General features: G+C 69.5%; 17 protein-coding genes. 11 read left to right on the top strand and 6 right to left on the bottom strand.

All coding sequences use genetic code 11. The annotated features are described in order from the left end of the window. Positions 1-48: 48 nt before the first annotated feature. A complete protein-coding gene (locus tag ACN6M5_RS06765) occupies positions 49-780 on the bottom strand; it encodes a DUF6264 family protein (protein ID WP_434948992.1) in 732 nt (243 codons plus the stop codon). Between the two features lie 63 nt (positions 781-843). Then, entirely contained in the window at positions 844-1,872 is a 1,029-nt protein-coding gene (fbaA, locus tag ACN6M5_RS06760; protein WP_085371128.1) for a class II fructose-bisphosphate aldolase, read from the bottom strand. 209 nt (positions 1,873-2,081) lie between these two features. On the opposite strand from fbaA, the gene glpX reads away from it, so the two are divergent. After that, positions 2,082-3,083 carry a class II fructose-bisphosphatase gene (gene glpX / locus ACN6M5_RS06755; RefSeq protein ID WP_085371127.1) on the top strand — a complete coding sequence of 334 codons (1,002 nt, stop codon included), beginning with the start codon at positions 2,082-2,084 and terminating at the stop codon, positions 3,081-3,083. A gap of 9 nt (positions 3,084-3,092) precedes the next feature. On the opposite strand, the gene ACN6M5_RS06750 is transcribed toward glpX, so the two are convergent. Continuing rightward, complete coding sequence (locus ACN6M5_RS06750; protein WP_434948991.1) at positions 3,093-4,457, bottom strand: DNA recombination protein RmuC; 1,365 nt, start codon at positions 4,455-4,457, stop codon at positions 3,093-3,095. Between the two features lie 115 nt (positions 4,458-4,572). Here ACN6M5_RS06750 and iolC point away from each other — a divergent pair, with 115 nt between their 5' ends. The 7 genes from iolC (at position 4,573) to ACN6M5_RS06715 (ending at position 13,063) form a co-directional block, all read left to right on the top strand. Next, complete coding sequence (iolC, locus tag ACN6M5_RS06745) at positions 4,573-5,562, top strand: 5-dehydro-2-deoxygluconokinase (protein WP_434948990.1); 990 nt, start codon at positions 4,573-4,575, stop codon at positions 5,560-5,562. Further along, entirely contained in the window at positions 5,549-6,451 is a 903-nt protein-coding gene (locus ACN6M5_RS06740; RefSeq protein ID WP_434948989.1) for a Cgl0159 family (beta/alpha)8-fold protein, read from the top strand. Before iolC ends, ACN6M5_RS06740 begins: the two co-directional genes overlap by 14 nt. A gap of 133 nt (positions 6,452-6,584) precedes the next feature. Beyond that, the gene (locus ACN6M5_RS06735) at positions 6,585-8,090 is read left to right on the top strand and encodes a CoA-acylating methylmalonate-semialdehyde dehydrogenase (protein ID WP_168689746.1); all 1,506 of its coding nucleotides are present in this window, start codon (positions 6,585-6,587) and stop codon (positions 8,088-8,090) included. An 8-nt stretch (positions 8,091-8,098) separates the two neighbouring features. After that, positions 8,099-9,121 (top strand): 5-deoxy-glucuronate isomerase, encoded by a 1,023-nt coding sequence (gene iolB / locus ACN6M5_RS06730; protein WP_434948988.1) that lies wholly within the window; start codon positions 8,099-8,101, stop codon positions 9,119-9,121. Positions 9,122-9,135: 14 nt separating this feature from the next. Next, the gene (gene iolD / locus ACN6M5_RS06725) at positions 9,136-11,019 is read left to right on the top strand and encodes a 3D-(3,5/4)-trihydroxycyclohexane-1,2-dione acylhydrolase (decyclizing) (RefSeq protein WP_434952333.1); all 1,884 of its coding nucleotides are present in this window, start codon (positions 9,136-9,138) and stop codon (positions 11,017-11,019) included. A gap of 38 nt (positions 11,020-11,057) precedes the next feature. Further along, positions 11,058-11,975, top strand: a complete 918-nt coding sequence (locus tag ACN6M5_RS06720; RefSeq protein WP_434948987.1) for a sugar phosphate isomerase/epimerase family protein — start codon at positions 11,058-11,060, stop codon at positions 11,973-11,975. Between the two features lie 71 nt (positions 11,976-12,046). Continuing rightward, on the top strand, positions 12,047-13,063 hold the full coding sequence (locus tag ACN6M5_RS06715) for a Gfo/Idh/MocA family protein (RefSeq protein WP_434948986.1): 1,017 nt from the start codon (positions 12,047-12,049) through the stop codon (positions 13,061-13,063). Positions 13,064-13,217: 154 nt separating this feature from the next. Here ACN6M5_RS06715 and ACN6M5_RS06710 read toward each other — a convergent pair whose 3' ends face one another. The 3 genes from ACN6M5_RS06710 to ACN6M5_RS06700 form a co-directional block, all read right to left on the bottom strand. Continuing rightward, positions 13,218-14,645, bottom strand: a complete 1,428-nt coding sequence (locus tag ACN6M5_RS06710) for a sugar porter family MFS transporter (RefSeq protein WP_434948985.1) — start codon at positions 14,643-14,645, stop codon at positions 13,218-13,220. A 283-nt stretch (positions 14,646-14,928) separates the two neighbouring features. Further along, on the bottom strand, positions 14,929-15,705 hold the full coding sequence (locus tag ACN6M5_RS06705) for a GntR family transcriptional regulator (protein WP_434948984.1): 777 nt from the start codon (positions 15,703-15,705) through the stop codon (positions 14,929-14,931). Positions 15,706-15,759: 54 nt separating this feature from the next. After that, entirely contained in the window at positions 15,760-16,341 is a 582-nt protein-coding gene (locus tag ACN6M5_RS06700) for an exonuclease domain-containing protein (protein ID WP_168689740.1), read from the bottom strand. A 215-nt stretch (positions 16,342-16,556) separates the two neighbouring features. On the opposite strand from ACN6M5_RS06700, the gene ACN6M5_RS06695 reads away from it, so the two are divergent. The 3 genes from ACN6M5_RS06695 (at position 16,557) to ACN6M5_RS06685 (ending at position 19,242) form a co-directional block, all read left to right on the top strand. Then, a complete protein-coding gene (locus ACN6M5_RS06695; RefSeq protein WP_434948983.1) occupies positions 16,557-17,303 on the top strand; it encodes a class I SAM-dependent methyltransferase in 747 nt (248 codons plus the stop codon). A gap of 109 nt (positions 17,304-17,412) precedes the next feature. Continuing rightward, positions 17,413-18,504: a redox-regulated ATPase YchF gene (ychF, locus tag ACN6M5_RS06690; RefSeq protein WP_434948982.1), complete on the top strand. Its 1,092-nt coding sequence runs from the start codon at positions 17,413-17,415 to the stop codon at positions 18,502-18,504. A 114-nt stretch (positions 18,505-18,618) separates the two neighbouring features. Further along, a complete protein-coding gene (locus ACN6M5_RS06685) occupies positions 18,619-19,242 on the top strand; it encodes a hypothetical protein (RefSeq protein WP_434948981.1) in 624 nt (207 codons plus the stop codon). Positions 19,243-19,367: the final 125 nt, after the last annotated feature.

The following is a 19,367-nucleotide window of genomic DNA, read 5'->3' as shown; positions in this document are numbered from 1 at the left end:
GCGCCGGGCCGTTCGTCGTCTGAGTCAGGGGGTCGGCGGGTCCGGGCGTCAGGGCGTCGGGGTGCCGGACGGCGTCGGCGTGACCCCGCTGTAGAAGTCGATCAGCACCGGGTCGGTGAGCAGCACGGCCGACATGAAGCCGAGCAGCGCGATCAGGGCTACGACGCCGGCGATCAGCGGGATGTAGAACGCCATCCTGCGCTTGACGAGGAGCCAGACCGACAGGCCGGTGGAGATGGCCCAGATCAGGCCGACGGTGATGGCTCCGGCGATCAGGGTGCCCTGCACCGAGCCTGCGGGGGTGTAGTCGCCGAGGTTCTCGTTGGTGTGCATGAGCTGCATCGCGGTGGGAAGCGACAACAGCCCGCCGATGGAGTTCGTCGCCCCGAAGAAGCCGAAGACGATGAGCACGACGGTGACCGTCATGTTCCAGCGCGGCGCGTCGGAGCGCAGCTGGGGGCTCTGGCCGTTCTGCCGGTGCTGGGGGTGTGGGTAGAGGTTCTGTGGGTGCTGACCCTGCGAGTGCTGCTGGTTTTGCGGGTTCTGCGGATTCTGCGGCCCGAACCACGGGCGGTCGGCGTGCGGGGCGCGCTGGTCCTGACCTGCCGCTGTGCGCTGCCCGGCGTCGCCGTGCTCCCCGTAGCGGTCGGGTTCGGCGGTGGGATGCGTCGTGTCCAGCCGATTCGCATCCGCCGGTGGATGCCACACCCAGCCTTCGGGGGCGAGCTCGCCGTATTTGGGGCGCGGTCGCTCGTCCGGTCTCTGTTCGTCGTCGGCCATGTCGGCCGCCCTCCCTGGATATGACACGGCGGCCGGAGCGCGAGCCCCGGCCGCCGCGGTGGACTACTTGCCGGAGTGTCCGGCGGAGCCGAGCTGCTGGGTCGCCTCGATCACGCGAGCAGCCATCGCCGTCTCGGCGACCTTGCCCCACGCGCGCGGGTCGTACAGCTTCTTGTTGCCGACCTCGCCGTCGACCTTCAGGACGCCGTCGTAGTTCTTGAACATGTAGTCGGCGATCGAACGGGTGAACGCGTACTGCGTGTCCGTGTCGATGTTCATCTTGATGACGCCGTTGGCGACCGCCTCGGCGATCTCGGCGTCGGTCGAGCCGGAGCCGCCGTGGAAGACGAGATCGAGCGGCTTCGGGCCGTGACCGTACTTGGCCGCGAGGCCGTCCTGGATGGTCTTCAGCAGCTCGGGGCGCAGCTTGACGTTGCCCGGCTTGTACACGCCGTGCACGTTGCCGAAGGTGAGGGCGGCCATGTAGCGGCCGTTCTCGCCCAGGCCGAGGGCCTCGACGGCCTTCTCGACGTCGGCGAGGGTCGTGTAGAGCGCCTCGTTGGAGCCCTCGTGCTGCACGCCGTCCTCTTCGCCGCCGACGACGCCGATCTCGACCTCGAGGATGGCGTTGATGGCCTTGGTGCGCTTGATCATGTCCTGCGCGATCTCGAGGTTCTCGGCCAGCGGCACGGCGGAGCCGTCCCACATGTGGGACTGGAAGATCGGGTTGCGTCCGGCGCGGACCTCCTCCTCGGAGGCGGCGATGAGCGGCAGCACGAAGCTGTCGAGCGCGTCCTTCGGGCAGTGGTCGGTGTGCAGCGCGACGGTGATCGGGTAGTTCTTCGCGACCTCGGTGGCGAACTTGGCGAACGCAATGGCGCCCGCTGCGCGGTTCTTGACCGTCTGGCCGGCGAAGTAGTCGGCGCCTCCGGTGGTCACCTGGATGATGCCGTCGCTGCCGGCCTCCGTCAGGCCCTGGAGGACCGAGTTGATCGTCTGCGACGACGACACGTTGAACGCGGGATACGCGAATCCACCGGCCTTCGCCTTGTCGAGCATTTCTGCATATTGGTCCGGCGTGGCGATGGGCATTACAGCTCCTTGAAGTCGAAGTGTCGAACGAGTCTCATCATACCGAGCCCCCGGGAGCGGCCCCGGCCGGTGCCCGGCGTGCGGGCGGCGCGCATCCCGGGTGAACGTTCGTGCGCTTTCCGTGGCCCCGCGATGCCGCGCCGATACACTGGCAACGCCGATAAGCAGCGTCGACGCCGACGCACCGAATCCGTCCGGGAGGACCCATCATGATCAGCACTGACACCGCATCCCTCTACCTGCATCCAGACAGGAACCTGGCCATGGAGCTCGTCAGAGCGACGGAGGCTGCGGCCATCCGGGCCACCCCTTTCATCGGCCGGGGTGACAAGAACGCGGCGGACGGCGCGGCAGTGGATGCGATGCGCAAGTTCCTCGGAACGGTCAACTTCGACGGGCTCATCGTGATCGGCGAGGGCGAGAAGGACAACGCGCCGATGCTGTTCAACGGGGAGCACGTCGGCAACGGCCGGGGACCGGCGGTGGACATCGCGGTCGACCCGATCGACGGCACGTCGCTGACCGCCGCCGGACGCCAGAACGCGCTCTCGGTGATCGCGGTCTCCGACCGGGGATCGATGCTGGATGCGTCGAGCGTCTTCTACATGGACAAGATCGTCACGGGGCCGGAGGGCTTCGGCGTGGTGGACCTGTCGCAGTCGATCGGGGACAACATCCGGGAACTGGCGAAAGCGAAGGGCAAGCCGGTCGGCGAGGTGCGCGTCGCGGTGCTCGACCGTCCGCGTCACGAGGGACTGATCGAGGAGATCCGCGCGGCGGGCGCCGGAACCAGGCTGATGCTCGACGGCGACGTGGCCGGAGGCATCAACGCGGCCCGCTACGAGTCGCGCATCGACATGTGCGTCGGCATCGGCGGCAGCCCGGAGGGCATCACCACCGCCTGCGCGATCAAGGCGCTCGGCGGCTTCATGCAGGGCAGGCTCGCCCCGAAGGACGATGCGGAGCGCGCGGGCGGCATCGCGGCCGGGCTCGACATGGACCGCATCTACGGCGCGGACGACCTGGTGAAGGGCGACAACACGTTCTTCGTCGCGACCGGCGTCACCGACGGCGGCCTTGTGGAGGGCGTGCGCCGTAAGGGCCCGATCATCCGGACCGAGTCCATCGTGCTGCGCTCGAAGTCGGGCACGATCCGCCGCGTGATCGCCGACCACCTCGCCGCCAAGTGGCTCGAGGCCGACCAGCTGTAGCCGGACGGGTCAGGCGGAGCGGCGCTCGGGGAGGGCCGGGGCGTCGGAGTCGGCGTCGTCGCCGAGTTCGGCGACGAGCTCGAAGGCGGTGAGCTCGCGGGGCGACTCCTCGATGCCCTCGAGGACGCCGATCATCTTGGACTCGTCCAGGGCGTTCAGCTTGCGGGCGGCCGGGAACACCTGGCGTTCGAACGAGCCGACGAAGCCGTTGTAGTCCTTGACCGTGCGTTCGAGCGAGCGGCCCAGCTTCTCGATGTGCGTCGCCGTCGTGGACAGGCGCGTGTAGAGGGTGCGGCTCAGGTCGAAGAGCTGCTTCGCCTCCTGGGTGAGCACATCCTGTTGCCAGCTGAACGCCACCGTCTTCAGCACCGACCAGAGCGTGACCGGCGAGGCGAGGGCGACGCGCTTGCTGAACGCGAACTCCATGATCGAGGGGTCGGCTTCCATCGCCGACGACACCAGCGACTCGCTCGGGATGAACGCGATCACCAGCTCGGGGGAGGAGTCCAGGCCCGTCCAGTACGCCTTGTTGCCGAGGGCCGTGATGTGGTCGCGGACGGCCTTGACGTGCTGCTTGAGCAGCGCATCCCGTTGTGCGCCGTCTGCGCCGGTGGCGGTCGCCGGGATCTGGCTGGCCTCCAGGTAGGCGTTGAACGGCACCTTGGCGTCGAGCGCGATGGACTTGCCGCCGGGCAGGTGCACGATCATGTCCGGACGGCCCGCGCCCGACTCCGACTGGATGCTCGACTGCACGCTGAAGTCCACGCGCTCGATGAGCCCTGCCGCCTCGACAACGCTGCGCAGCTGGGTCTCTCCCCAGACGCCGCGCGTGCTGTTGGAGCGGAGCGCGGACGCCAGCGACTCCGCCGTGCTGCGCAGGCGCTCCTCCGACTCCGTGGCCGACTTGAGCTGCTGCGCGAGTTCGCCGTGCTGCTGGTTGCGCTGCGATTCGAGCTCGGCGACCTTCTTCTGCATGTCGCTCAGGCTTTCGCGCACCGGCGCGAGCGCCTGCAGGACCTTGCTCTCCGCGCGCTCCCGCTCGGTCTGCGCCTGCGCCTCGACGCGGTGCCGCTCGACCAGCTCTCGGTACTGCAACTGGTGTGAGATGACCTGCTCCCGCAGCGAGTCCGCCGTGGCCTGCGTAGCCGCGAGATCCTGCCGGATCTCCGCCTGCACCGCCGCCTCCGCCGCCCGCAGCTCCGCGAGCTCTGCCGCGTGCCGCGCGGCGACGACCGCGGGATCTTCCACCGGAGCGGAGGGCGCGGCGGCGTCTGCGCGGCGGCGCAGCAGCGTTGCGACGGCATACCCGCCGACGCCCGCGCCGATGACCAGGCCGGCGAGGAGTCCGAGGAGGAGGGAGAGGATGGGGTCCATGCTTCGAGTGTGACAGGGGCCTCCGACACTGGGAGGTTGCGCGCAGGGCACGCCGTGAATAGGCTGTCCATGTCACTATGTCAGGACATGAAACGCGAAGGGCAGCCACCGAGGGATGACCACCACAGACAGCGCGGTCGGCACGGCAGAGCCGCCCTTCGACGTGCTCGCCATCGGCAGGGTCGGCGTCGACCTCTATCCGCTGCAAGACGGCGTCGGCCTCGAGGAGGTCAGCACCTTCGGCAAGTATCTCGGCGGCAGCGCGACGAACGTCACGGTCGCCGCAGCCCGCCACGGACGCCGCTCCGCCATCGTCACGCGCACGGGAGAAGACCCGCTCGGCCGCTACGTGAGCGCGGAGATCGCCAGGCTCGGTGTCGACGACCGCTTCGTCTCCACGGTGCCCGGCCTCAACACCCCGATCACGCTCTGCGAGATCTTCCCGCCGGACGACTTCCCGCTCTACTTCTACCGCGAGCCGATCGCGCCAGACCTGGTGATCGAGCCGTCCGAACTCGACCTCGGCGCCATCCGGGATGCGCGCATCTTCTGGGCCACCGTCACCGGCCTGTCGAAGGAGCCGAGCCGTTCATCCCACCACGCGGCGTGGGATGCGCGGGGCCGCGCGCCGCTGACCGTCCTCGACCTCGACTACCGGCCGATGTTCTGGTCGTCGCCCGCCGAGGCCACCGCGGAGGTGTCCAGGGCGCTCGACAAGGTGACGGTCGCCTTGGGAAACCGCGAGGAGTGCGAGATCGCCGTCGGCGAGTCCGACCCGCAGCGGGCGGCGGACGCGCTGCTCGATCGCGGGCTCGACCTCGCCGTGGTGAAGCAGGGCCCGCGCGGCGTGCTCGCGAAGACCAGGACGGAGACCGTCGAGGTCGAGCCGTTCCCCGTGCAGGTGGTCAACGGCCTCGGCGCGGGCGACGGCTTCGGTGGTGCGCTCTGCCACGGGCTGCTGGCCGGCTGGCCGCTGGAACAGGTGATCCGGTTCGCCAACGTCGCCGGCGCCATCGTCGCCAGCCGCCGCGAGTGCTCGACGGCCATGCCGACGACCGCGGAGGTCGACGCCCTGCTGGAGGGAGCATCCCGTGGCACCCGTTGACGGACCGATCAGCGCTGCGGACTTCGACAGGCTGCGCAGGATCAGGGCGGCGGAGCCGGCGAAGATCGCGGAGGCGCTCGCCGGCCGCCAGACCCGCGACCTACTCACCGGCGACGAGCGGCTCTTCATCGTCGCCGCAGACCACCCGGCCCGCGGCGCGCTCGGCGTCGGCTCCGACCCGCGCGCGATGGCCGACCGCTACGACCTGCTGCAGCGCCTCGCCTCCGCCCTGGAGCGCCCGGGCGTCGACGGCGTGCTCGGCACCCCGGACATCATCGAAGACCTGGCCGTCCTGGGCCTTCTCGACGGCCGCATCGCGGTCGGCTCGATGAACCGCGGAGGGCTGCGCGGCGCCAGCTTCGAGATGGACGACCGCTTCACCGCCTACGACGTGGATGCGCTGGTCGCCGCCCGCCTCGAGTTCGCCAAGCTGCTGGTGCGGATCAACCTCGCCGACGACGCCACGGCGGCAACGCTGGCCGCCTCGGCCGACGCCGTCACCGCCGCTGCGGCCGCGCGCCTGCCGATCATGCTCGAACCGTTCATGAGCGCGTGGGAGGACGGCCGGATCGTCAACGACCTGTCGACGGATGCGGTCATCACATCGGTGGCCATCGCATCCGGTCTCGGGGCCAGCTCGGCATACAGCTGGCTGAAGCTGCCGGTCGTCGACGACATGGCCGCGGTGATGTCGGCCACGACGCTGCCGACGCTGCTGCTCGGCGGCGACCCCGTGCCGGGAGCCAAGCCGGGTTCGGCGCACGACGCCTGGGCGGGCGCCATCGACCTGCCCGGTGTGAAGGGGCTGGTCGTCGGCCGCACCCTGCTCTACCCGGAAGACGGCGACGTGCCGTCCGCCGTCGACCGGGCGGCCGCCATCGTGCACTGACCGTCACCTCACACTCCACCCCCGCGCGTCCCACGCAACGCAGCACCAGCACCACCACTCAGCATCAGCACCACCCCGCACCACCCCGGCACAGCGTCCGGCCACGAACCATCCGCGAAGGAGCACCAGCACCATGTCAGACACCGAGCTTCCCGTCATTCCGCACTACATCGGCGGGCGGCGCACGCCCAGCACCAGCGGGCGGCTCGCGCCGGTCTACGATCCGGCGGTCGGGCAGCCGAGCGCGCACGTCGGACTGGCGGACGAGGCGGAGGTCGCCGCGGCGATCGACTCCGCTGCCGCGGCGTTCCCCGGTTGGCGCGACACCTCGATGGCGCGGCGTCAGCAGGTCATGTTCGCGTTCCGCGAGCTGCTGAACGCCCGCAAGGGCGACCTCGCGGAGATCGTGACCAGCGAGCACGGCAAGGTCGTCTCCGACGCGCTCGGCGAGATCACCCGCGGCCTCGAGGTGGTCGAGCTCGCCACCGGGTTCCCGCACCTGATCAAGGGTGAGCACTCCGAGAATGTGTCGACCGGGGTCGACGTGTACTCGCTCAAGCAGCCGCTCGGCGTCGTCGGCATCGTGAGCCCGTTCAACTTCCCGGCGATGGTCCCTCTCTGGTTCCTGCCGGTGGCGATCGCGGCCGGCAACGCGGTGGTGCTCAAGCCGAGCGAGAAGGACCCGTCGGCCGCGGTCTGGCTCGCCGAGCTGTTCACCGAGGCGGGACTGCCGGACGGCGTCTTCACGGTGCTGCAGGGCGACAAGGTCGCCGTCGACGGCCTGCTCGAACATCCGGAGGTGCAGGCCATCTCGTTCGTCGGCTCCACGCCGATCGCCCGTTACATCTACGAGACCGCGGCCAGGAACGGCAAGCGCGTCCAGGCTCTCGGCGGCGCCAAGAACCACATGCTCGTGCTCCCGGACGCGGACCTCGACCTGGTCGCGGACGCCGCGGTCAACGCCGGGTTCGGGTCGGCGGGCGAGCGCTGCATGGCGATCAGTGTCGTCGTGGCCGTCGAACCCGTCGCCGACGACCTCATCGCCAAGGTGAAGGAGCGCGTGGCCGGCCTGCGCGTGGGAGACGGCCGCCGCAACTGCGACATGGGACCGCTCATCACGCGCGAGCACCGCGACAAGGTCGCGTCGTACATCGACGTCGCCATCGCGGACGGCGCCGACGTGGTCATCGACGGTCGCGGCATCGAGGTCGACGGCGCAGCGGACGGATTCTGGCTGGGACCGACGCTCATCGACCGGGTGAGCCGCACCTCCCGGGTGTACACCGAGGAGATCTTCGGCCCGGTGCTGTCGGTAGTGCGCGTCGCCAGCTACGAGGAGGGGGTCGAGCTGATCAACTCCGGGGCGTTCGGAAACGGCACGGCGATCTTCACCAACGACGGGGGAGCGGCGCGCCGGTTCCAGAACGAGGTGCAGGTCGGCATGATCGGGATCAACGTGCCCATCCCGGTGCCGGTGGCGTACTACTCGTTCGGCGGGTGGAAGCAGTCGCTGTTCGGCGACGCGAAAGCGTACGGTGTGCACGGCTTCGACTTCTTCACCAGGGAGAAAGCCGTCACCAGCCGCTGGCTCGACCCGAGCCACGGCGGCATCAACCTCGGATTCCCGCAGACCAAGTAGGAGCAGCGATGCGCAATGGCAGTGAGTGGGTCTACGGCCCCGGCGACCTCGCGGAGGACGGCTGGGAGTCGGTGGTGGATGCGCGCATCCCGGGCTGGCAGCACACCGGCCTGCGTGTCGCCGAGCTCGACGGCGGCACCGTCGCGCTCGCCGCGGGCGACGTGGAGCGGATGATCGTGCCGCTGGCGGGCTCGTTCACGGTCGAGTACGAGGAGCCGGGGGCCGAGCGGGCGACGCAGAGGCTGGCCGGGCGCGCATCGGTGTTCGACGGTCCGACGGATGTGCTCTACCTCGGCGCGGGAACGGCGGCGACGATCGGCGGGCACGGTCGGGTCGCGGTGGCCGAGGCGGTGACGGCGGCGGGCGCCGGGTCGGGCGCTGGCGCGGGCGCTGCAACGGGCGCCGCGGAGCGACGCGCTGCCGCGTACCTTCCGGCGTCTGCGGTTCCCGTCGAGCTGCGCGGCGGAGGACAGTCGAGCCGCCAGGTGCACAACTTCGGGGTGCCCGGGGCCCTGGATGCGGCCACGCTGATCGCCTGCGAGGTGATCACGCCGGCTGGCAACTGGTCCTCGTACCCGCCGCACAAGCACGACGAGCACCGGCCGGGCGTCGAATCCCGGCTGGAAGAGATCTACTACTTCGAGACGGCGGTGACGCGCGGGATGGATGCGCCGGCAACCGCTGCGCCGTTCGGCGTGTTCGCGACGTACTCGTCGGGGGAGCGGCCGATCGCCATCGACGCGCGCGTGAGCAGCGGGGACATCGCACTCGTGCCGCACGGATACCACGGTCCGGCTGTCGCCGCGCCCGGCTACGACCTCTACTACCTCAACGTGATGGCCGGCCCGGATGCGGAACGCTCCTGGCTGATCACCGACGACCCGGCGCACGGATGGGTGCGCCGGACCTGGGAGGCGGAGGGGATGGATGCGCGGCTTCCGTATCTGCCGGATCGCGCCGCATCCACCGCACCCGAGCCCACCGCGACCCCCGCATCCACCCCCGCATCCAACGAAGGAGCAGCCCTGTGAGCGGCACCAAGCGCATGACCGTGAGCCAGGCCATCGTCGAGTTCCTGGCCCACCAGTGGACCGTCGACGGCGACCACCGCGAACGCACGATCGCCGGCACCTTCGGCATCTTCGGGCACGGAAACGTGGCGGGGATCGGGCAGGCGCTCAAGCAGTATTCCGTGCAGGACCCGGCGTTGATGCCGTACCACCAGGCGCGCAACGAGCAGGCGATGGTGCACGAAGCCGTCGGATACTCACGCCTGCGGAGGCGGAGGGGAACGTTCGCCTGTGCGGCGTCCGTCGGGCCCGGCGCGACCAACATGCTCACCGGGGCTGCGCTCGCCACCACCAACCGGCTGCCCGTGCTGCTGCTGCCGTCCGACACCTTCGCCACCCGCGTCGCCGACCCCGTGCTGCAGCAGCTGGAACTCCCGCACGACGCCTCGATGAGCGTCAACGACGCGTTCAAGCCGCTGTCGCGCTTCTTCGACAGGATCGTGCGCCCCGAGCAGCTGTTCTCCGCCGCCCTCGGCGCCATGCGGGTGCTGACCGATCCGGTCGAGACGGGCGCCGTCACCATCGCGCTGCCGGAGGACGTGCAGGCGGAGGCGCTGGACGTCCCGCTGGAGTTCCTGGCCGACCGGGAGTGGCACGTGCGTCGCCCCGTGCCGGAGCGCGGTGCGCTCGCCCGCGCCGTCGAGGCCATCGCCGCCGCCGAGCGGCCGATCATCGTCGCAGGCGGAGGCGTGATCTACTCCGACGCGGCCGCCGAGCTGCGGGCGTTCGCCGAGGCGACGGGCATCCCGGTCGGCACCACGCAGGCCGGGGGCGGCGCGATCGCCTGGGACCACGCGCTGTCGCTCGGCAGCATCGGCTCCACCGGCACCTCGGCCGCCAACCGGCTGGCCGCGCAGGCAGACTTGGTGATCGGGATCGGCACGCGCTACAGCGACTTCACCACCGCATCCCGCACGGCGTTCGCCAGGGACGGGGTGCGTTTCGTCAACGTCAACGTGGCGTCCTTCGACGCGTACAAGCACGGGTCGACGCTGCCGGTGATCGCCGACGCCCGCGAGGCGCTCGTCGCCCTCCGCGACGCGCTCGCCGGCTTCGCGACGCCGTCCGGCTACCGCGACGAGATCGCGCGCGAGAAGCGGGCATGGGATGCGCTGGTCGACGAGAGCTTCGTCGACCGCAGGCTCGACCGTCCGTCGCAGACCGAGATCATCGGCGCGGTCAACGCCGCGAGCGACCCCCGGGATGTGGTGGTCTGCGCCGCCGGCTCGCTGCCGGGCGACCTGCACAAGCTGTGGCGGGTGCGCTACGACCTCGGCTACCACGTCGAGTACGCGTTCTCCTGCATGGGCTACGAGATCGCCGGAGGGATGGGCGCCAAGCGTGGCGCAGGCGACCGCGACGTGATCGTGATGGTCGGCGACGGCTCGTACCTGATGATGCACACCGAGCTGGTGAGCGCGGTGGCGGAGGGCGTGAAGATCATCGTCGTGCTCATCCAGAACCACGGGTACGCCTCCATCGGGCACCTCAGCGACACGGTCGGATCGCAGCGCTACGGCACGCGGTACCGGTTCCGCGACGACGCGGCGAACGCGTTCGACGACGGTCCGGCACTCCCGGTCGACCTCGCCGCGAACGCGGCCAGCCTCGGCGTCGACGTGATCCGGGTCGAGCCGAGCGCGAACGCGATCGCCGACCTCACGGCGGCGGTCGCGCAGGCCAAGGCGGCGAGCGGGCCGACCCTCATCCACATCAACAGCGACCCCCTGCTGTTCTCGCCGGACGGCGAAGGCTGGTGGGACGTGCCCGTGGCGGAGGCGTCCGAGCTCGACAGCACCCGCGCGGCGCGCGACGCGTACGACGAGCAGAAGGCGCGGCAGCGGCCATACGTCGGCTGAGGCGCTCCCAGAACATCCCGAGCAGCACGAGGAGAACGATGACAGACAGCACCCCCGCCCTGCGGATCGGCACCGCCCCGGACTCGTGGGGCGTCTGGTTCGCCGATGACCCGAAGCAGATTCCGTGGCAGCGCTTCCTCGACGAGGTGGTCGCCTCCGGCTACACCTGGATCGAGCTCGGGCCGTACGGCTACCTGCCCACCGACCCGCACCAGCTGGAGGACGAACTCGGCTCGCGCGGCCTCAAGCTTTCCGCCGGAACGGTGTTCACCGGCTTCCACAAGGGGGAGGACCAGTGGCAGCGGGCGTGGGACCAGGCTCTGCAGGTCGCCGGACTCGCCACCGCGCTCGGCGCGGAGCACCTCGTCGTGATCCCGGATCTGTGGCGCAGCGACGCCACCGAGGAGGTCCTCGAGAACCGCACGCTCGACGACGAGCAGTGGGCGAAGCTCGCAGCCGGCCACGACAAGCTCGGCAAGGCGCTGCTCGAAGAGTTCGGGATGCATCAGCAGTTCCACTCGCACGCCGACAGCCACGTCGGAACGTACGGCGAGGTTGAGCGGTTCCTCACGGAGACCGACGCCGCGTACACGAACCTGTGCCTCGACACCGGGCATTTCTCCTACTACCTCGGCGACAACCTGAAGCTCATCCGGGCGTACCCGGAGCGCATCGGCTACCTGCATCTCAAGCAGGTGGACACCGACATCCTCGCCGACGTGCTGAAGAACGACGTCCCGTTCGCCACGGCGGTCGCCCGCGGGGTCATGACGGAGCCGCCGGCCGGCGTGCCCGACTTCGCGCCGATCATCGAAGCGGTCAGCGCTATCGACCAGAACATCTTCGCCATCGTCGAGCAGGACATGTACGGCACCGACATCGAGCGTCCGTACCCGATCGCGAAGCGCACCCGCGAGCACATCTTCGGATGCACGCGTCACGCCAGGCAGGACTGACGCTCGCCTGCACGCCCGGGGGCCTACACGCTCCACCCACACCGCTCACCGCACCACCGAAAGAGATCAGCATGACCACAGAACCGCTCCGCATCGCCGTCGTCGGCGCCGGGATCATGGGCTCCGACCACATCAGCCGCATCGCTGGGCGCATCACCGGCGCCGAGGTCGCGGCCGTCGTCGAGCCGGACGCCACCCGGGCGGCGGCCGCCGCGGCGGGAGCGCCCGGTGCCGTCACGCGCAGCCGCATCGAAGACGCCCTCGAACACGACGACATCGATGCCGTCATCATCGCGACGCCCGGACCGTTCCACGAATCCGTGCTGCTGCCGGCGCTGGACGCCGGGGTGGACATCCTGTGCGAGAAGCCGCTGACGCCGGACTCCGAATCGTCGCTGCGCATCCTGGAGGCCGAGCAGAAGACGGACCGTCCGCGCATCCAGGTGGGGTTCATGCGGCGATTCGACGAGGAGTACCTGCAGCTGAAGGCCCTCATCGACTCCGGCGATGCCGGCGCTCTGCTCGCGCTGCACTGCGCGCACCGCAACCCGTCGACACCTCCCGGGTACACCGAGACCATGCTGATCACCGACTCCGTGGTGCACGAGATCGACGTCGTGCCGTGGCTGGTGGGCGAGCCGATCGCGGCCGTCGAGGTGCGGAAGCCGCGGCGGAACTCTCTCGCTCCCGAGGGACTGCGTGAACCGCAGCTGGTGCTGTTGGAGACCGCATCCGGTGTGCTGGCGGACGTGGAGATCAGCGTCAACATCCAGTTCGGCTACCAGGTGACCACGGATGCCGTGTTCGAGCGCAGCGTCGCGGAGATCGGCCGCACGTCGGGCATCGCGCGGTACGTGGACGGAGCGTTCCGGCAGGCCGAGCACCTGTCGTACACGACGCGGTTCGCCCGCGCGTACGACACCGAGGTGCAGCGGTGGGTGGATGCGGTGCGCCGCGGCACGATCGACGGACCGAGCGCCTGGGACGGCTACCTCGCCGCAGCCGTCTGCGAAGCGGGCGTGTCCGCGCAGGCATCCGGGAAGCGGGTCGAGGTCAGCTACGTGACGCGCCCCGCGTTCTACGCCTAGGCGGCCCAGCACCGAGAAACCAGTAACTGCCGCGCATCCAGGGGGATGCGCGGCAGTTACTGGTTTCGCGCTGCTCGGCGTTCGCGCTGCTCGGCGTTCGTGCTGCTCGGCGTTCGTGCTGCTCGGCGTTCGTGCTGCTCGGCGTTCGTGCTACTCAGCGCCGGAGCTGGAAGTCGCGTTCGAGGGCTTCGAGCGAGCGGCCGCGGGTCTCCGGAAGGCAGAGCTTCACGAAGACGACACCGCCGATGCCCACCGCGAAGAACAGGAAGAACGTGGTCGAGATGCCCAGCGCATCCACCAGCTGCGGAAACAGGAAGCCGACCAGGAAGTTCGTCAGCCAGAGCACCAGGGCGGCCAGGCCGAAGGCGAAGCCCCGGATGCGCGCGGGGAAGATCTCGGCCAGCATCAGCCAGGTGACCGGCGACACGGCGCCCTGCTGGAACGCCAGGAACGTGATCGTGAGGCCGAGCACCACGAACGGAAGGGCGGGGGAGCCGTCCAGTGCGCTCGAGAAGACGCCGACCAGGAGCAGCGAGACGGTCGTGCCGACGAGTCCGGTGAGCAGCATCGGGCGGCGCCCGACTTTGCCGAGGAGCCAGATGCCGACGAAGGTGGCGAGTACCGAGATGACGCCGTTCGCGATCTGGCCGACCAGCGCGGCCTGCTGGTCGAAGCCGGCCAGCTGCAGGATCTGCACGCCGTAGTACATGATCGAGTTGACGCCGGTGAGCTGCTGAACCATCGCGACGCCGATGCCGATCAGGAAGATGCGGCGCACCCACGGCACGGCCAGCTCGGAGAACGCGGAGCGCTCGGGAGCGGTGCCCGGGTTCTGCGGTGCGGCGTGCGCCTGGATCTCGTCGAACTCGGCCGAGGCCTCGTCCTGCTCGCGGACGCGACGCAGGGCGGCCAGTCCCTCGGCGAAACGGCCGTGCAGGATGAGCCAGCGCGGGCTCTCCGGGAGCACGAGCATCCCGAAGTAGAGGATGACGGCGGGGATGGACGCGACGGCGAGCATCCAGCGCCAGACGCCGTCGTTGCCGGGGAAGAGGGACGCGATCAGCGCGTTGACGGTGAACGCGGCGAGCTGGCCGCTGACGATCATCAGTTCGTTCTGGGTGACCAGCCGGCCCCGGCGCGCGGCGGGCGACATCTCGGCCAGATAGAGCGGGACGGTGACGGACGCGCCGCCGACGGCGATGCCGAGGACGAAGCGCGCGGTGACCAGGACGGCAATGCTCGGCGCGACCGCGCAGCCGACCGCCGCGACGAAGAACACCGCGGCCAGCCAGAGGAGGAGAGTGCGCCGGCCTCTGCGGTCGGCGATACGGCCTCCGGCGAACGATCCGAGCGCGGCACCGACGAGGAGCGAGGACACGACGATGCCCTCCTGCAGTGGCGTGAGCGCGGCGTCGGCGAACCGCATGAACGGCAGGGCGCCGCTGATGACCCCGGTGTCGTAGCCGAACAGCAGGCCGCCGAAGGTGGACAGGACGGTCACGGTGCGGAGATAGCGGCGGCTCGGCGACGGCATCCCGCCCCCTGCTCTGGGCGATGCGGTGGACGTTGTTGGTTCTGACACGGGCGCTCCCTTGCGTTGTGATGCTTTGTCAGGACATTATTACGTCAGTTCTGAAGTGTTAGCAAGGGAGTGGTCAGATGTATACCACTGCGGATAAATATGCTGGCTGTTAGGGAAATCGGGCGCGCGGACGAGATGCCAGTATCTGTCGCGCATCCCGGGCGTTTCGCGACAGTTAGTGGCATCTCGGCGGTTCGGCGGGGGTGGCCGGAGGCCGGATGGGGCAGGGCGGCCGGATGCGGGAGGGCCGGAGGCCGGAGGCCGGATACCGGAGGCCGGCGGCCTACTTGTCGACGAGGGTGATCTCGAAGGAGTAGAGGTCGGGGCGGTAGCAGTGGTGGCCGAACTCGACGGCCCTGCCGGAGTTGTCGTAGGCGGTGCGGTCCATGCTGAGCACCGGTCCGCCCTCGTCGATCTCCAGCAGCGCACTCTCCTCTGCGGAGGCGCGGCGCGCGCCGATCCGCTGGCGGGCGACGCGCATGGTGGTGCCGCGCCCGCGCATCAGCTGGTAGAGGCCGTGCGCGGCCAGGTCGGCCTCGGTGATGTCGACGAAGTCGGACGGCAGGTAGTTCTCGAGCACGCCGACGGGCACGCCGTCGGCGCTGCGCACCCTGCGCAGGTGCAGGACGGGACTGGACACGTCGAGGTTGAGGAGTTCCCCGATCCGGGTGCCTGCAGGGATGACCTCGTGCAGCAGCAGCGTGGTCTCCGGGTGCTTGCCGTCGCGGGCGAGGTCATCGTAGAGGCTGGTCAGCTCCACTTTCCGGGTGACCGGGCCGTGCACGACCTGGGTGCCGATGCCGCGGCGGCGTACGACGAGACCTTTGTCGACCAGTTCCTGGATGGCGCGGCGGACGGTGGGTCGTGACAGGCCGAGGCGCTCGCCGAGCGCGATCTCGTTCTCCAGCCGGGATCCCGGGGGCAGTTCGCCGTCGACGATGGCGTTCTCGATCCGGGTGGCCACCTGGAAGTAGAGCGGAACGGGGCCGGCATGGTCGAGGTCCATGAAGAGGTGCTGCGGGAGGGAGCCGTCGCTCTGGGGCACCGAAACCTCGATCATGTCAGGACAAATGGGTTGGTCCGACATTAGCACCAGCGGGCCGGCGCGGCAGGGTCAGGCGGCCTGCGGGGTGCCGATCCGGCCGAGGCGGGAGCCTGTGCTCGCGGCGAGCTCGTCGATGGTGGCCGCTCCGTGGCGGCGCGCGGCGTGCACGATGATCGCGGCGCACGCTTCGGCGTCGGCGAGGGCGTCGTGGTGGTGGAAGTCCTCGAATCCGGCGGCCATCGCGGCGACCGGGAGGCGGTAGGAGTCGAGCGTGTACGTCCTGCGGGCGACCTGCAGGCTGCAGAGGTAGCTGTAGTCGGGGCAGGCGACGGCGGTGGCGGTGCACGCTGCTCGGATCACGCCCATGTCGAAACCGGCGTTGTGGGCGACGAGGTAGTCGTCCTCCGCGAACGCGATCAGGTCGGGAAGCTGGTCGATCCACCCGGCGGCGCCGACGACGTCCTCGGCGCGGATGCCGTGGATGCGCGTGTTCCACTCCTGGAAGAAGTCGTGTCCCATCGGCGGCTGGATCAGCCACCCCACCCGGTCGACCACCTTGCCGTCCCGCACCTTGATCAGCCCGACGGAGCAGGCGGACGCCGCACTCCCGTTCGCGGTCTCGAAGTCGATAGCGGTGAAGTCCAGTGGCACGGGAACATGCTCGCACGGCCCACCGACGCCGCCGGGATGCACGGGCGGTGTGCCGCGGATGCGTGCGGTGGTGAGGTGCGCATCCACTGGCCGGATGGGCGGTGTGGGGTGCGCATCCACTGGCCGGATGGGCGGTGCGGGGGCGCGCACCCACTGGCCGGAGGCGCGGTGCCCACCCGCGCATCCACCGTCGCGGCGCGCGTAGCATCGGCAGCATGTACGAACGGAACGACCACGACGCCCACGCCCGCTCGTTCGACCTCGCCGCCGACGTCTACGACGCAGCGCGCCCCGGCTATCCGGCCGAGGCCGTCTCGTGGCTGATCGGCGACGCGAGCGGTCCGGTGATCGACCTCGGCGCAGGCACCGGCAAGCTCACCTCCGCCGTCGTGCAGCGCGGGTTCGAGGTCACGGCGGTCGACCCGTCGCCGGAGATGCTGCGCGTGCTGGGGGAGCGGATCCCGGGCGTCGGCGTGCGGCTGGGGACGGGGGAGAGCATCCCGGCGGACGACGATTCGGCCGGGCTGGTTCTCTCCGCGCAGGCGTGGCACTGGGTGGATCCGGAGCGTGCCGTGCCCGAGGTGGCGCGCGTGCTGCGGCCGGGAGGGGCGCTCGGGCTGGTGTGGAACTTCCGCGACGAGTCCGTCGACTGGGTGCGGCAGCTCGGCGAGCTGATGGACACCGGCGCCGCGTACGCGAGCGACGAGGTGGAGCCGGTGGTCGGCGCCCCGTTCGGCCCACTGGACACGCACGAGGTGCGTTGGGTGCAGCCGATGACCGTCGACGGGATGCTCGACCTGGCCAGGTCGCGCAGCTACTTCATCACCAAGGATGCGGACACCCAGGCGGCGGTGATCGGGTCGCTGCGCAGGCTCGCGGCCGAGCATCCGGAGCTGGCCGGGCGGGAAACGTTCGAGCTGCCGTATGTCACGAAGTGTTATCGGGCGGTGCTTGCGGGCTGAGGGCGGGGCAGGCGGGCGCTGCGGCGTAGGCGTAGGCGCAGGCGCTGGGTGCCCGGATGCGTCACCGGCGCGGACCCGTGCGGCGACCGGCCCCGTAGAATGGTCGATCGTGGCTCTCACTATCGCAATCGTCGGACTCCCCAACGTGGGAAAGTCCACCCTCTTCAACGCGCTGACCAAGAACACCGTGCTCGCGGCGAACTACCCGTTCGCCACGATCGAGCCGAACGTCGGCGTGGTGAACCTGCCGGACCCGCGCCTCGACAAGCTCGCAGAGGTGTTCGGCAGCGAGCGCATCCTGCCGGCTCCGGTGTCGTTCGTGGACATCGCGGGCATCGTGAAGGGCGCGAGCGAGGGCGAAGGTCTGGGCAACAAGTTCCTCGCCAACATCCGCGAGGCCGACGCGATCGCCCAGGTGGTCCGCGGCTTCGACGACCCGGATGTGGTCCATGTCGCCGGCAAGGTGGATGCGGCAGGCGACATGGAGACCATCAACACCGAGCTGATCCTCGCCGACCTGCAGACCCTCGACAAGGCGATCACCCGCTACGAGAAAGAGGTCAAGGGCCGCAAGCTGGAACCGGTCGTCCTCGAAACGGCGCAGGCGGCGCACGCTGTGCTCTTCGAGGGCAAGCCGCTGTCGAGCGCGAAGCTCGACCTCGAGCCGATCGCCGAACTCGGCCTGCTCACCGCGAAGCCCTTCATCTACGTCTTCAACGTGGACGAATCGGTCCTCACCGACGACGCCCGCCGCGCCGAACTGGCCGCGCTCGTCGCCCCGGCTCAGGCGGTCTTCCTCGACGCGAAACTCGAATCCGAACTCATCGACCTCGACGCTGACGACGCTGCCGAGCTCCTCGCATCCACTGGCCAGACGGAGAGCGGCCTCGACCAGCTGGCCCGCATCGGCTTCGACACCCTCGGCCTGCAGACCTACCTCACCGCCGGCCCGAAAGAGTCGCGCGCCTGGACCATCCACAAGGGCTGGAAGGCTCCGCAGGCGGCGGGGGTGATCCACACGGACTTCGAGAAGGGCTTCATCAAGGCCGAGGTGATCTCCTTTGACGACCTGGTGGATGCCGGGTCGGTCGCGGAGGCGCGGGCGCGCGGGAAGGCGCGCATGGAGGGGAAAGACTACGTGATGCAGGATGGGGATGTTGTGGAGTTCAGGTTCGGAAGTACGTCTACCTCGAAGGGCTAATGGCGGACCTGCGTTCTATTTTGAACATCTTCAATACTGAACTGCGCGAACGGATTGTACGCGCGACCAATCCGAACCGGCGCCTCGCGGAGTTCCGTCGTGGATAGGCAAGACATGACGAACGAACCGGCTGTGCCCGCTCTCTTCCGGGAATTTGAGAACACCTCGGAGCCCTGGCTCGGCACTTTCTGGTGGGGGCGACTCTCGAGCGACATTCCGGATTCGTACCGTGAGGCAGCTCATCGGCTGTTCCAAAGCCGGCAGGGCGACGGAGCGGACGCCGAGCGGATTTTGCTGCCGATCCTCTACACATATCGGCACGCCGTTGAGACTTTGATTAAGCAAGCGATCATGGCCTCCGCAATCCTTCGGAGCGAGGGTCAGGACGCGACCGCTCCCGACCCGGCCGCGGTCGAGGCCCGGCTGCGGCGTGACTTGCGGCATAGGCTGGCCAACTTGCGCGACTTCCTCAATGAAAATCTGCAAGCCCTTCAGTTCGACCCAGTCGGTACGCAGACGAGCGAGTTCCTGGACTTGCTCGCCGATCTCGATCCAAGCGGCAATGCGTTCCGCTTCGCGCAGCAACTGCCCGACGTGCGGGTATCTCTCGATCTGCCCCGCCTCATGGCTGCATTCGACGCGGCCTACAGCCATCTGTTTGGCGTTCGGGAATACCTCATCGTCCAGGTCGACGACCAACGCGACTGGACGAACTTTCTCTCAGACGACTTCGAATAGGGCAGTTGCGTTGCTGGAGCGCCCACGATTCATGGCCAGTGCGGGCCGTGTTCGCATGGACGTCTACAAACGCGCCTCGCAATAGCCTGCTCGAATGCCTGATCGGACGCGTCCGAAGGGTGACA

This window comes from Leifsonia araucanica (genome assembly GCF_051161895.1).
Classification (GTDB): domain Bacteria; phylum Actinomycetota; class Actinomycetes; order Actinomycetales; family Microbacteriaceae; genus Leifsonia.
Note: the sequence above shows the minus strand (reverse complement) of the source record. Positions and strands in the feature narration are given on the sequence as shown.